The sequence below is a fragment of the Brevibacillus agri genome, assembly GCF_004117055.1.
GTDB lineage: Bacteria > Bacillota > Bacilli > Brevibacillales > Brevibacillaceae > Brevibacillus > Brevibacillus agri.
On record NZ_CP026363.1, the window covers coordinates 197,468 to 211,015 of the forward strand.

14 protein-coding genes are annotated in these 13,548 nt (G+C 51.3%); 8 read left to right on the forward strand and 6 right to left on the reverse strand.

The window, feature by feature from the left end:
• Positions 1-53: 53 nt before the first annotated feature.
• Both BA6348_RS00945 and BA6348_RS00950 read right to left on the reverse strand, forming a co-directional pair.
• Positions 54-1,154 (reverse strand): threonine aldolase family protein, encoded by a 1,101-nt coding sequence (locus BA6348_RS00945; protein ID WP_122952412.1) that lies wholly within the window; start codon positions 1,152-1,154, stop codon positions 54-56.
• Positions 1,155-1,264: 110 nt separating this feature from the next.
• Complete coding sequence (locus BA6348_RS00950) at positions 1,265-1,828, reverse strand: bifunctional transcriptional activator/DNA repair enzyme AdaA (RefSeq protein WP_005832641.1); 564 nt, start codon at positions 1,826-1,828, stop codon at positions 1,265-1,267.
• 149 nt (positions 1,829-1,977) lie between these two features.
• Between BA6348_RS00950 and BA6348_RS00955 the strand changes: the two genes are divergently transcribed.
• The 3 genes from BA6348_RS00955 to BA6348_RS00965 all read left to right on the forward strand — a co-directional run bounded on the left by BA6348_RS00955 (position 1,978) and on the right by BA6348_RS00965 (position 4,523).
• A complete protein-coding gene (locus BA6348_RS00955; protein ID WP_122952411.1) occupies positions 1,978-2,946 on the forward strand; it encodes a DNA-3-methyladenine glycosylase family protein in 969 nt (322 codons plus the stop codon).
• A gap of 20 nt (positions 2,947-2,966) precedes the next feature.
• A complete protein-coding gene (locus tag BA6348_RS00960; RefSeq protein ID WP_005832638.1) occupies positions 2,967-4,085 on the forward strand; it encodes a deoxyribonuclease IV in 1,119 nt (372 codons plus the stop codon).
• Positions 4,086-4,172: 87 nt separating this feature from the next.
• Positions 4,173-4,523 carry an Ada metal-binding domain-containing protein gene (locus BA6348_RS00965; protein ID WP_007779436.1) on the forward strand — a complete coding sequence of 117 codons (351 nt, stop codon included), beginning with the start codon at positions 4,173-4,175 and terminating at the stop codon, positions 4,521-4,523.
• On the opposite strand, the gene BA6348_RS00970 is transcribed toward BA6348_RS00965, so the two are convergent.
• The gene (locus tag BA6348_RS00970; RefSeq protein WP_025847243.1) at positions 4,471-4,899 is read right to left on the reverse strand and encodes an SgcJ/EcaC family oxidoreductase; all 429 of its coding nucleotides are present in this window, start codon (positions 4,897-4,899) and stop codon (positions 4,471-4,473) included. The genes BA6348_RS00965 and BA6348_RS00970 overlap by 53 nt on opposite strands.
• Positions 4,900-5,055: 156 nt before the next feature.
• Between BA6348_RS00970 and BA6348_RS00975 the strand changes: the two genes are divergently transcribed.
• Positions 5,056-5,547, forward strand: coding sequence for a MarR family winged helix-turn-helix transcriptional regulator (locus tag BA6348_RS00975; RefSeq protein ID WP_005832633.1), 492 nt, complete (start codon positions 5,056-5,058; stop codon positions 5,545-5,547).
• A gap of 25 nt (positions 5,548-5,572) precedes the next feature.
• On the opposite strand, the gene BA6348_RS00980 is transcribed toward BA6348_RS00975, so the two are convergent.
• Positions 5,573-5,938, reverse strand: a complete 366-nt coding sequence (locus BA6348_RS00980) for a hypothetical protein (protein WP_005832631.1) — start codon at positions 5,936-5,938, stop codon at positions 5,573-5,575.
• A 185-nt stretch (positions 5,939-6,123) separates the two neighbouring features.
• Here BA6348_RS00980 and BA6348_RS00985 point away from each other — a divergent pair, with 185 nt between their 5' ends.
• The 3 genes from BA6348_RS00985 (at position 6,124) to BA6348_RS00995 (ending at position 9,700) form a co-directional block, all read left to right on the forward strand.
• Positions 6,124-6,789 carry a response regulator gene (locus BA6348_RS00985; protein WP_005832629.1) on the forward strand — a complete coding sequence of 222 codons (666 nt, stop codon included), beginning with the start codon at positions 6,124-6,126 and terminating at the stop codon, positions 6,787-6,789.
• A 1,062-nt stretch (positions 6,790-7,851) separates the two neighbouring features.
• Positions 7,852-8,997, forward strand: a complete 1,146-nt coding sequence (locus tag BA6348_RS00990; protein WP_005837477.1) for an IS4 family transposase — start codon at positions 7,852-7,854, stop codon at positions 8,995-8,997.
• 340 nt (positions 8,998-9,337) lie between these two features.
• A complete protein-coding gene (locus tag BA6348_RS00995) occupies positions 9,338-9,700 on the forward strand; it encodes a DUF5412 family protein (RefSeq protein WP_005827929.1) in 363 nt (120 codons plus the stop codon).
• 79 nt (positions 9,701-9,779) lie between these two features.
• On the opposite strand, the gene BA6348_RS01000 is transcribed toward BA6348_RS00995, so the two are convergent.
• Positions 9,780-10,817, reverse strand: a complete 1,038-nt coding sequence (locus tag BA6348_RS01000) for a LacI family DNA-binding transcriptional regulator (RefSeq protein WP_005827927.1) — start codon at positions 10,815-10,817, stop codon at positions 9,780-9,782.
• 331 nt (positions 10,818-11,148) lie between these two features.
• Between BA6348_RS01000 and BA6348_RS01005 the strand changes: the two genes are divergently transcribed.
• Positions 11,149-12,201, forward strand: a complete 1,053-nt coding sequence (locus BA6348_RS01005; protein WP_122953355.1) for a 2,3-butanediol dehydrogenase — start codon at positions 11,149-11,151, stop codon at positions 12,199-12,201.
• Between the two features lie 107 nt (positions 12,202-12,308).
• On the opposite strand, the gene cntE is transcribed toward BA6348_RS01005, so the two are convergent.
• The gene (cntE, locus tag BA6348_RS01010) at positions 12,309-13,529 is read right to left on the reverse strand and encodes a staphylopine family metallophore export MFS transporter CntE (protein ID WP_005827923.1); all 1,221 of its coding nucleotides are present in this window, start codon (positions 13,527-13,529) and stop codon (positions 12,309-12,311) included.
• Positions 13,530-13,548 lie beyond the last annotated feature (19 nt).

Genomic DNA, 13,548 nt, shown 5'->3' on the forward strand with positions numbered 1-13,548 from the left:
TGTCATCGTGTACAACTGCCAAAAATTCCTCGCTCGCTCATGAACGCTCCCTGCTACGCCTGCAAAGCCTCTCTTAACTTCTGATCGAGCACCTGAAAGACGTTTTGCAGCTTTTCCTTCGGGATCGTCGCATAGCGGTCGCCGAGGCTGACCTCATAGTAGCTGGTAGCCTCGTCTACCTCCCGAACATAATGCGAGAGCCCCACTCCCGTCTCCTCGCACACGGCGAGCAGGATAGGCTCCAACCGCTCCTTGGGCAAGCTGATGTGAACGTGAAACATGTTGGATACCGGCACAGTCGGCCGCGTGGAAATGCCGTGGCACTGGTTGTACAATCCGGCAAGCTCCTTGGCCTGCTCGTAATACTCGGCGAACTTGTCCTTTCTCGCCTCGAAGCAGACGTCAGCCGGAATGATGTACGGATACAGGCTGATTAAATCGCCGCCATGCCGTCTTTTCCAGACAATCGCTTCCTTCGTGAAAGCGGCGTCCCCTGCCAAAATCGCTCCGGCAATGCCGCCGATCCCTTTGTAGACGGAAATGTAGACACTGTCGAACAAGGCGCAGACCTCGGCGGCTGTTTTCTGGTAGTACGGCAACGTTTCCAAAAGCCTCGCCCCATCCATGTGCAGGCGAATGCCTTTTTCCCGACAGTAGTGGGAGATCGCTTCCAGCTCTTCATACGGCGGCAACTGTCCGCCGATCTCGCGCTGGGGCAGTTCCAGCAGCAGGCAGGCGATCTCTTCGTTCATGCCCAGAACGTCCGCAAGCGAGATCACCCGGTCTTTGTCGGCAAGCAGCACAGGCTCGATCTGATGCAGCTTCCGCAGCCCGTCCTCCTCGTGAATCTCCAGATGGCAGAGCGGGTGGTAGGCCACTTTGCGGATTCCTTTCGCGTCGCACCAGATGCGCATGGCGATTTGCTGGGCCATCGTGCCGCTCGGGAAAAAGACGGCCGATTCTTTGCCCAAATATTTCGCCATCTTGTTTTGAAAGTTGTCGATGACTTCTCCCGATCCGTACACATCCGCAGCCAGATCGCCGTCCACCTCTTGAAAAATGCGCTGCAATTGACGGATGTCCCTCTTGCTGTGCCCTGCGACTTGATAGGTCGTTTGATTGAAAGCTTGCAGCAGCGTTTTTTGAGCGCCCATGTTGGCAGGTCCCCTTTTTCTCCATACTGAGTAGACTGCGAACAGCCTGATCGTGCCAGCACGATCTTCTCTCTCCAAGATATCACATCTTGTTCGCAGCCTACCGCTGATTATTGGTTCCCGTGCAGTTGGTTTTGGCGGTATTCGCTCGGCGTCTGTCCCGTTGTTTTTTTGAACAGCGTGATAAAATACGGCGTATTCGGCACGCCTACCTCCGCAGAAATCGCGGCAATCGGCTTGCCAGAGTGCGCCAGCAGTTCCTTCGCCTTGTCGATCCGTTTTTGCTGAATGTATTCCACAGGGGTCATTTCCTTGATCCGCTTGAATGTCCGATGCAAATGATAGGGACTGCCGTGACACATGTCTGCCAGGTGGGCCAACGTCAGCTTTTCGCTGTAGTGAGCGTCGATATAGTTGGTGATTTGCGCGACCCATTCCCGATCGGGCAAACGCTGTCCCGTAGGCTTGCACCTTTTGCACGGACGAAACTCTTCGCGAATCGCCTCGCTCGCCTGCTGAAAAATCCGGACATTGCCCCATCTTGGCGGCTTCGACTTGCACGATGGCCGACAAAAAATTCCGGTCGTTTTCACTGCGTAAAAAAACTGGTCGTCATAGGACGCATCGTTGGTGATGATCGCTTTCCATCTCTCTTCGGTGACACCCAGCTCCATTTCGCCCACCTCCACCGTCAGTATATCCTCCGCCGGACTCATCCGCACGGCTATTCCAATAAAATAGCAAGATAACGAAATGACAGCCCAGCTTTCCTGTTATACAACTAAGAAGGTTGCCGCCAGACTGACAAGGGAGGCTTTTTTTAATGACGGAAAAAAGCAGAAAGACAGCCGCACAATTGCCGAGCCGTGGTCTACCCGCCGGGGCTTGGGTCGATAATAGAGAGGAAATCATCTTGCACGTGCCAACACCTTTTTCCTTTACGCAAAACCTGCATTATTTGTCGCGCGCCAAAGACGAGTGCCTGTATCAGATTGAAAACGATCGCCTATACAAAGCAATCCCGATCGCAGGCCAGACGCCTGTCGTAGAAATTCGCGCAGAGGAAGATGCGCACCTGCACATTCGCTTTCTCGGCGACGCCACTCCCACAGCAGACGTGCGCGCGCGAGTCGCGGAGTACGTCTACGACTGGTTCGATCTGGGGACGAATCTGGCTCCCTTTTACGACATGGCGCAAAAAGACGCCCTGCTGAAAGGGGCAGTCGATTCGTTTTACGGACTGCGCAACATGGGCATCCCCGACCTGTTTGAAGCGATGAGCTGGGGGATTCTCGGACAGCAGATCAACCTGACATACGCCTACACATTAAAGCGGCGGCTCGTGGAAAATTTCGGACGGTCCGTCATGTGCGAAGGCAAAACATACTGGGTGTTTCCTGCTCCGGAAACCATTGCAGAGCGGACCGTGCAAGACCTCGCTGTGCTGCGGATGACTGCCAAAAAGTGCGAGTACTTGATCGGCGCAGCACAACTCATCGTTGAAGGGAAACTGTCGAAGGAGCTATTATGGGACGGAGGAGATTATCAAAACGCAGAGAAAACACTGGTCAACATTCGCGGGATCGGTCCGTGGACAGCCAACTACGTCCTCATGCGCTGTCTGAGGATGCCGTCTGCTTTTCCCATTGACGATGTCGGCTTGCACAATGCCATCAAATACGTACAAGGTACGGACAGAAAGCCGACCAAAGCCGAAATCGTTGCGCTGTCCCGCCATTGGACGAGCTGGGAGTCATACGCTACCTTTTATTTATGGCGTTTTCTTTACTAACCAAAGGAGGTTCCACCTGAATGCTGAAAATAGGCTCGCACGTCTCATTCTCCGGAAAAGGACTGCTCAATGCCGCCGAGGAAGCCGCTTCCTACGGCTCTAGCACGTTCATGATCTACACGGGAGCACCGCAAAACACGCGGCGCAAACCGATTGAAGACCAATACATCACCGAGGGCAAGGAAGTCATGGCCAAAAATGGCGTCGAGGAAATCGTCGTCCATGCCCCGTACATCATCAACCTGGGGTCTTACAAGGAAGACACCTTCGAGCTGGCCGTCCGCTTCCTGCAGGAAGAAATTCGCCGGACAGACTACATTGGCGTCAAAAACATCGTGCTCCACCCGGGCGCCTATACGGACAAGGACGCGGAGTACGGCATTGCGCGAATCGCAGAAGGCTTGAACGAAGTGCTCGCCGGGGTCAAAGACACCGACGTAAAAATCGCGCTGGAAACGATGGCGGGCAAAGGAACAGAGATCGGGCGCAGCTTCGAGGAAATCGCCGCGATCATCGAAAAAGTGGAAGACAACAGCAAGCTCGCCGTCTGCATGGACACTTGCCATATTCACGATGCGGGCTATGATATCGTCCACGATTTTGACGGCGTCCTGGAGCAGTTTGACCGGATTATCGGGCTGGATCGCCTCACCGTCGTCCACCTAAACGACAGCAAAAACTTCCGCGGAGCGCAAAAAGACCGCCACGCGCCCATCGGTGCCGGACTGATCGGCTTCGACGCCATGAGCTACATCGTGAACCACGAGAAAATCCGCCACTTGCCGCTCGTGCTGGAAACGCCGTGGATCGGAAAAGAAAAAGGCAAGGAACGCCCGATGTACGAAGCAGAAATCGCGCTGCTGCGCGGCGAGGTGGAAAAACGGTTCGGGGACGAGTTCATGGACCACGTAGAGCGCCTGGACTACTTTTTCCGCAAACAGGATGTGACCAGACGCGAATACGTCGTCGGCATCTGGGAGCTGTTGAAAAACGACGCGAAAGCCAAAAAAGCGGACAGCCGCGAGCCGATGGAGCGCCTGTACGACATGGCAGTGGAAGCACGGCTGTTCCCGGAGCTGTCTGAAGAGCAGCTCAACCACCGCCTGACCGCCTGGTTCGCGATCCCGAAATTCTCCTAAATACTCCTGCTCGAAAAAGCATCAACCTGGCTGCGCGGCTTCCTTTTGTTGAGGGCGAAATGACAATCCAAAACAGGAGGAAGCCGCATGCATGCCAGCGAAAAGCCCGGCGCAAGCCACCAACAGAACGGCCTGAAAACCTACACCCTTCTCGGGCCCGACCGCCGCCCTAACCAAAGTTACTCTCGCGGTACGCTGGGAGGATATCGGCGGCGCCACATATACGGACGCCTCGATTGCCCCTCCGCTCTGCGGGCTATAGCCAAAGGCGGGTATGTGGCCCAGCGGGTGTTTTTTGCCGATGAAAAAACGGCTCTGGCAGCGGGCTATCGTCCGTGCGCAGTTTGTTTGCCGGAAAAGTATGCGCAGTGGAAAGCGGAGCGCACTACCTCCGGCCTGTCGGAAGCTCCTGAATCCGGCAATTGTGAAACGCCGTAATTTTCCACACGCCACGTTGCTTGACGACCACATTCGTATTGATCGAGTCTCTGTCGTTTGGGTCCTGTTCGGGATTCGCCAGTCTGGCCTCGCCCGTTGCGTGCACCACAGCTACGTTTTCTGCAAGAAACCGCGGCTTGCATTCAGCAAGAGCGCTCGACTCCAATGTCGAACCTTTCAACGGCCCGTGAAACAGCCACCCATGCACCTCGGCGATTTGCGCCCTTCCCTTCAGATGCTGCCCCATGAACGTCACGTAGTCCGCATCTTCGGTAAAACAATCCCCGTACGCCGCGGCATCTCCCCGATTCCAGGCATCAACCAGCGCAACAAACACCTCGCGAATGTCTTGCACGTCTTTTTCCCGCTGATTCATTTTTGCTCAAATCCTTTCCGTTATAGGATGGGGAAAATCGCTTTGCTTTTGTGCTATACTTGTGTCCAGAAAAAAGCTTAATCAACCAGTTATCTTAACTGAATGTATATCTTAATTGATTAAGATATATTCGAAGCGTACACCGGAGGTCCAGTTATGTCAAGCGATGATCGCCAGCACCCTGCACTCAGCCTTACCCCCATCCAGCAAGAGCTGCTCCAGGAAATTCGCACAAACAGCTCCCGCGCTGTCATGTTCCATCAAATGATCTCGGAAAAATTGGGCCTGAATGCCACCGATCACAAATGCCTGGACTTTTTGTACAGGTCTGGTCCGGTCACAGCCGGACAGCTTGCCGAATTGACCGGACTGACGACAGGCGCGGTCACCAACGTCATCGACCGTCTGGAGCAGGCAGGCTATGTGGTGCGGGCCAAAGACCCGAAAGACCGCAGAAAAGTGGTCGTCAAGCCAACCGATCATGGCCCGGACAACATCTCGCCTTTGTTCGATTCGATCCTGCACAAGACGATTGCGCTGCTCGACCGTTACACCGAGCAGGAAACGCGCGTCATCCTCGACTTTTTGAAAAGCTGCAACGCCATTTCCTTGGAAGAAATGAACAAACAAAAAGAAGCCGGCTCTTGATAATGAGAGCCAGCTTCCTCACGACTTACAGCGTGTTGGCCGGAATCCGAAACAACACGTACCGCCCCGTCCACATCTCTGACGTGATAACGATCTTCTCCGCGCCCCGCACAAAAAAGTACCCCGAGCCTTCCTGCTGAACAAAGCGCCAGCCAGCCGCCGCCACTTCCCGCTTCATCGCTTCTGCCCCCGCGCCTTGCCCGGAGGGTGCGCCGTACCAGTCGACGCCCTCCACAGTCGCCAGCTTGATGAGCTTGCCGTCGTAGCCGTTCAGGAGCGTCTTGACCTCGCTTGCCGAGCTGCCGGAAAAAGGCAGCGCAGGCCCCGCCTGCAAGTAGACGAAGCGAGCCGCCATTGCGAGCAGGCAGAAGACAAGCAACGCTAGCAGCACGCGCCCCCTCGTTCCTCGCCAAATCGTTGACACTTTTCACACATCCTTCAAAAAAAGGCAACAGAATAGTCAGGTTGAGTCATTCTCAATCGTTGTCGCCACCTCTACAATTCTTTGCAGAAGGCTGTGCCCCTTCCGCAACAATCCCTATTGATGCAAAAAACGCTCAGAAAGAAGGATCGCCCATGATGCCTTTTCGGGTTTTGATCGCAGACGATCATCCGCACGCGCGCGAGGCGATTAAAAGCGTGCTCGCGGAGCATCCCATATTCGAACTGGTGGACGAAGCAAGAGATGGCCAGCATGCAATCCAGCTTTGCCGCTTGCATCAGCCTGATCTCGTCCTGATGGATATTTCCATGCCGCAGTGCAACGGACTGGAAGCGACCCGAATCATCAAAGCGCAATACCCGTTTATCAAAATCGTCATGCTGAGTGTCTCCGACGACATTGTCGACCTGTTTACGGCAATCCAATACGGCGCCCAAGGCTACTTGCTGAAAAACACCAACCACGAGGACTGGATATCGTATTTGCAGGAGCTGATCTCCGGTGAATCCCGCCACTCGCGCAAGCTTGCCGGAAAAATGCTCTATCCTTTCATGGACACGTCCACGAGCGACGAGCCTCCCCCCTCTCTGCTGACCAACCGGGAGCAGGAAATCGCGAAATACGTGGCGCACGGGAAGACGAACCTGCAGATCGCCAATGCCTTGTCGATCCGGGAAAATACGGTCAAAAACCACATCCGCAATATTTTGGACAAGCTGCAACTGGAAAACAGGGTACAGCTCGCCTCCTACGCCGTCCGCCATCGCTTGGCAGAGACAGACAACCAGCCGCTTGTCTAGCAGTAGAGCTTTTCTTAACAGATGCACAGGTAAAAGCCCGGCTTGTCACAGCAAAAGACAGCCGGGTTCCACCTCAAATGTAAATCCTTGCCCTAAGCCTTCGCCCCTATGTAAAGGCTTTTTTATATTGGCCGTAATACGTAGCACGAGCATTGAATGAGCGAATTCTAGCACACAAAACTTTCTGCTAAAGGACAAAAAAGAGAAGTTTGCATCGCCAAAGTCTGGTAAAACAGAACATGCGTTTGCTTTTTTCTCCAAAAAACTTGTAGTGGTTGTTGTATTTTTACGTATCCCAGCAAGCGGTTAACCGCTGCAAGAGAAAATATTTACATCAACTAAAGAACTTAATGGTATGGTTGTAGCTTTGCTTTTGCTCGTTGTGTCGGGGAGTCTATTGGCATTTATAGCCGGAAGTCAGCAATTGCTCTGCAAACATATTAAAAATGCTAAAAAATCTGGTTGAAACACATAGCCTTCGCTAATGCGAGGGCCTTTTTTGTATGCTTGCGTAAGCAGAAGCGAATTAATGCGAAGGAATAGCAGAGACGGAGCTTGAGAACCCGAAAATATTTAGGAAAAAATCCCCAGAACTTTTTTGTATGCCAAAACGTCATAACAGGTGAACATAATAAACGTCGTGAGCCGATAGTGCTCAAACGATTATCAAAGGATGTTTAGCTATCGGTGTTCCATGGGCCAGAAAGGGAACTGTTGGGATAGCGCTCCAATGGAGAGCTTTTGGGCAAAGCCAACAATAATGGCTTAATGGTAAGCTTTTCAAAATACGCAAATGAAGTGCGTACGCAGTGTTTTGACATATTGAATCCTGCTATCACCGCAAAAAAATGATACGCAGTAAAGAGCCATATGATGTCTGAAGAGATTGTGACACAATCAAAAAATAAACAGGAGTGTGAAATCACTAGCGTTGCATTAATCTTTTCATACCATTCAAAATCATCATAACTTTCAGCGTTCAAGTGTTCTCAGGCATAAAAAAATCCTTTACACTGGAAAGGTCAGGTAGTTCCTGTCCAAATCCAACGCAAAGGATAGACCATGGACAAGAATACCCTATTTTCTTCATTTGGTAAATACATTTCACCCATTAATATTGTGAAATTTCAACAACGGATAGACGAAACGGATCAGGACAAGTACGTGAAAAAGTTAACGACCAAAGCATATCTACTCCTGTTTTTGCATGCTCAACTTCAGCAACGAGAAGGACTCCGAGCCATTGCAGATGATGTTTTATCAAAGAAATTCCAGCGAGAGTTAGGACTGTCGTCGATTAGTCCCGCTCAGCTTAGTCGCAAAAACAATCGAGTAGATCCAGCTTTGCTTGAAGAAATATTTGTTGACCTTGTAGGGCAAATTCAGAGACACTCGGGCAACACGTATTCCCTTCGAAAAGACATGAAAATCATTGATTCTACAACGATTGGGCTGTGTTTGCAGAAGTACAAATGGGCAACTTTCCGTAAAACCAAGGCTGGCATCAAACTTCATCTTCGTCTCGTCTTTGCCGACCAGGGGGATGTGTATCCTGAAAAAATAACCATCACGGGTGCCAAGTCCAATGACCGCACTCAAATGGAATCGTTGATTGATGAGATCGGTATGATGTACGTCTTTGATCGAGGGTATGTGGATTATGAAAAATTTGATGAATACACGGACAAAGGCATCTTTTTCGCTTCTCGTCTAAAAGATAACGCCGAAATCCGTCATCTTTATGAATTCAAAATCCCCTTGGAAAGCTCCGTTTTATCGGATTCCATGATCCTTCTTGGAACGCCTCAAAAGCGGGTAGATAACGTGCTGCGACTCATTGAAACGCTTGATTCGAAGGGAAATCTCATTCGAATCATTACGAATCGGTTCGACCTGGAAGCAGAAGAACTCAGCGACATCTATCGTTGGCGTTGGCAAATTGAGCTGTTTTTCAAGTGGATAAAGCAGCATGTAAAGATCAAGAACTTCTATGGAACGAGTGAAAATGCGGTACGAAACCAAGTATTACTCGCACTCATTGCCTACTGCCTGTTGCTCCTTGTCAAACTGGAACAAAACAGTCAGCACAGCTTGTTGCAGATCAGGAGATGGCTAAAAGTGTTTCTTTGGCAAACGTTCGAACAATGGATAGGTAGAATGAATTACCAGTCCAAACGAACATCCAGAGGGCGACAGAAAAGGAATTAGGTATTGGTTGCTGTTATCACGATTGTAATAAATGTATAAAACTACCAAATGGACAGTGGCTACCTTTTGCTTGGTTGCTGCCGTTTTTGGTTGTGTAGCTGAAAATGTCATTCAGAATACTTTGACAAATTACGAACGCATTTTTTATGCAACGCTAGTGATATTAAAAATAATTGTGATATCTATTTTATGTAAACATTGGGAATTTTTTAACACCCGCTTGTAAACTATTAATGGAGCGACTATTATCTAGAGTATTGGTTCTAGCTTATACTTAGATACTATTAAGAATACCTTAAATATTTACAAACACACCATATTAATTGAAAAGGGGCTATTTATGAATAAAACTCTTATTAGATCCTTTATTGTTACTGTCATTTTGATTATTAGTATGATTGGGTTCCTTGTATATCATTATTTTTACTCGATGTCCAATTTACCCCAAGGCAATCTAATCGAACAATCCGTATCGCCTTCTGGAGATTTTACGTTAAATGCCTATCTTGTAAATGGTGGTGCAACATCTGCGCTTTGCGTTAGAGGAGAACTGCAAAATAATAAAACAGGAGCCAAAAAAAATATTTACTGGGATTATCGAATCGATAAAGCCGATATTGAATGGATTAATAATGAAACAGTCTCCATAAACGGTCACGTTTTAAACATCTATGACCAGATATATGATTGGAGAAGAAATTAGCTCTTGAGAAAAGTAGATTAAAAAAGCCGAGAGATCACAGAAACAACTTCCTCCGTCCATCTCTCGGCTTCATTCATTATCACAGCTCGTTATCCATAGGCGGCTTGCGAATCATCGCCACACTCGATTCTCTGACAATAAGCCTTGGCTCAAATTGTACACGCTCGTACGCTCCTGCCCCGTTTTCGCGAATTCGCTTCAGCAAAAGCTCCGTAGCCAACCGAGCCACTTCCTCCCCCATGATCGAAACCGAACTGATCTGCGGAGTCGTGATCGTCGTCCAGACGTTGTTGTCGATCCCCACGATCGCGACATCCTCCGGCACGCGAACGCCCAGCTCCTTGAACCGGTTCACAATCCCGATCGCCACCATGTCGTTGACCGCGTAGATCGCGTCCGGCATGTTTTTCAGGCTGAAAAAATAGTCAGCCGCCCGCCGCCCTGTTTCAAACGAGAAGTCCTCGCCAAAGTAGACGAGCGAAGGATCGACGTGTGTCAGCGAGCTTTCGTAAGCGATGTAACGTTCCTCGATCTTGTCCTTTGGCGCGCCTGCGTAGGCGATGCGCGTCCGGCCGATTTTTATCAGGTGCTCCATGACGAGCCGCCCTTCCTGACGGGCCATGCTGACCACATCCGCCTTCACATTGTCGTCGAGCTTTTTGCCGTAGTTGATGATCGACACCGGGACGCTCGCTTTGTTGATGAGCGGGACCAACGTTTTCGGATAGGCGAGCGGCATGATAATCAGCCCGTCTACGTGCAGCTTTTTCACCTCGCGCACAGTTTCCAGCTCTGTGCGGGCATTGCCGGAGGTGTTAATTTGCACGACACGATAGCCATGCTGCTTCGCCGCTTGCTCCACCGACCAGGCGATATCGGGAATGATCGCGTTGCGAATATCCGGAACAGCCAGCGCAATCTGATACGTCTGCCGCACCTTCAGGCTCTGCGCGGAAGTGTTCGGAGTGAAGCCCAGCTCCTCGATTACTTGCAGCACCAGCGCTTTCGTCTTCGGACTGATCCCGCCGCTGTCGTTAATCGCCCGCGAAACGGTCGCAATCCCCACCCCTGCCTTTTTCGCCACGTCTTCTATCGTCACTTTGTTATGGGTATCCACTGCGATGCTTTCCTTTCCTTCTCGGAATCGTTTTCTGCTTTCTACGAATCTGTTCTCGTTATCTATCGTTATTATAGCACACACGGTCTGCGCGGTAACGAGGTGCCACCGCAGCACAACCCAGCCATGTTGGCAAAAAGGCGGCTCCACTGGACAAAAGAAAGAGCCGCTGTCATAACACTTTCGTTACACTTCGCACTTTTTTCACTTGATATTACAGTTTGACAATATGTCAAAGTTATGACATATTATTTTTCGGAAACGTTTCCTATTTTAATTACTGTTTTCGGCAGATATACAATCCCAATTCCCTGCAAGGAGCTGACAAATGATGAAAGCGTTACGCTGGCACGGTTTAAAAGACCTCCGTCTGGAGACAATCGCGGAGCCTCAACCCCTCAAAGGACAAGTGAAAATCAGAGTGGAATGGTGCGGCATTTGCGGAAGCGACCTGCATGAATACGTGGCAGGCCCGATCTTCATTCCGGAAGGAGCACCGCATCCGCTTACAGGCGAAAAAGCTCCTATCGTCATGGGTCACGAATTTTCCGGACAAGTCGTAGAGGTCGGAGAAAGCGTAACGAAGATCAAAGTAGGCGATCGCGTGGTCGTCGAGCCGGTCTTCGCGTGCGGAACTTGCGCTGCGTGCGCGCAAGGCAAATACAACCTGTGCAACAAAATGGGCTTCCTCGGACTTGCTGGCGGTGGCGGCGGCTTCTCGGAATACGTGGCGTGCGATGAACACATGGTCCACAAAATTCCGGACACCCTCTCCTACGAGCAAGGCGCACTGGTCGAACCATCTGCAGTGGCGCTCTACGCGGTGCGCTCCAGCCAACTGAAAGCCGGCGACAAAGCAGTCGTATTCGGTGCCGGCCCCATCGGCCTGCTCGTCATCGAAGCGCTGAAAGCAGCAGGCGCAGCGGAAATTTACGCGGTCGAGCTGTCTCCTGAGCGCAAAAACAAAGCGGCTGAGCTTGGCGCGATCGTCCTCGATCCGAAAGAGTGCGATGTGGTTCAGGAGATTCACAACCGCACCAACGGCGGCGCGGATATCGCATTTGAAGTAACAGGCGTGCCTCCGGTTCTCACGCAAGCGATCGAATCGACCAAAATCGCCGGACAAATCATGATCGTCAGCATCTTCGAACGCGAAGCGCCAATCAAGCCGAACAACATCGTCATGAAAGAACGCTCGATGACAGGCATCATCGGCTACCGCGACGTGTTCCCGGCCGTCATCAGCCTGATGGAAAAAGGCTTCTTCCCTGCGGACAAGCTCGTCACCCAGCGCATCAAACTCGACGAGATCGTCGACCACGGATTCGAAGCGCTGCTGAAAGAGAAAAACCAGGTGAAAATCCTCGTAAGTCCGAAAGCCTAATCGAAAACGATTCCACTATCATTTTCGCTTCCAGGCGAAAAACAGAGCGGAAAAGGCAGGTCCCCCCCTTTGCCTTCCGCTCTTTTTCCATTTATTCCCGATTTTCTCTAGGAAGCTGGCTTCGCGCTCGCCGTTGCCTCGGCCAATGCCTTGCGCCGCTCGTAGGCAAACAAAATCATCGCCACGCCTAACACTGCGCACAGCATGTACATGAACGAATAAGAAGACAAATCCGCCACCGGCCCCATGACGATCCCCCCGAGCGAAACGCCCAAATCAGCCGTCGCAATAAACAAGCCGATCAAAACATTGCGGCTCGCCTGGGGCAGCACAAAGGTCAAATACGTCGTCAGCGTCGGATAGAGCAGCGCCTGCGCAATCCCCATCAGCACAGCCCCGACATAAAAAAACAGAAAGCCTCCGGCGGCCGAAAAGGTCGAAAGGCTGACACTTTGCGCCGCCACGGCCAGTATCAACATGACGCCCATGACAAAAGAGGCGCGCCACTTCCCGTCGGAAGGAATTTTTTTCCGCAAGACAAACCGCGCCAGGACAACCGTCCCCGCCTGCAGCATGAGGAAAATGCCCGCATGACCGCCTGTAATTTGCAGGGCGTACAACGGGATAAAAGCAGTAACCGCTCCGAACACAAGAGAAGCGGTCAGCATCAGCACGCTGCATGTAAACAGGTGCGGGTTTTTCACAAACTGGCTGAAGGACGAAAAGCCGACCGCCTTCTGCTCGACTTTCGCTTCAGCCTTGGCCTGCGCATCCTCTTTGTCGATTTTGGCGGTAAACCCGACTACGCCTGTCAAAACGGCGATCGCCACCATCGCAAAAGTGAAGCTGTTCATCTCACCTGGCTGCCAGATGCCGAGAGCGAGCAGCGGCCCGACAATCCCCGGCAAGTACGCGCACAGCGAGTACATGGAGATCCCTTGGGACCGCTCCTTTTCCGGCAGGGCATCAATAATCCCGAGCTGCAAAGCCATGGAGAAAAAGGCGGTGCACACCCCTTGCAGCATGCGGGCGACAAAATACCCTTCCAGTCCGGTAAACGTGTACAAGATCAAGGCTACCCCGTTGAGGACGAGAATCGTACGCAACACCTTGATCGGCCCGCGCTTTTGAATGATGTGGCCAGCCCACGGGCGAAGCAGCATCGTCGTAAACAAATACGCGCCCATAATAATCCCGATGGTTGTATTGGAAGCTCCCAGCGAAGAGCCTTGCAACGGAATGATGACGTTCAGGATCGAGTTGGCGCTAAAATAGAAAAGAGTCAAAAGGTACAACCGCAAAAATGGCCAGGCCAACGCTCCTCTCACAACTTTGTTCCCTCCCTTT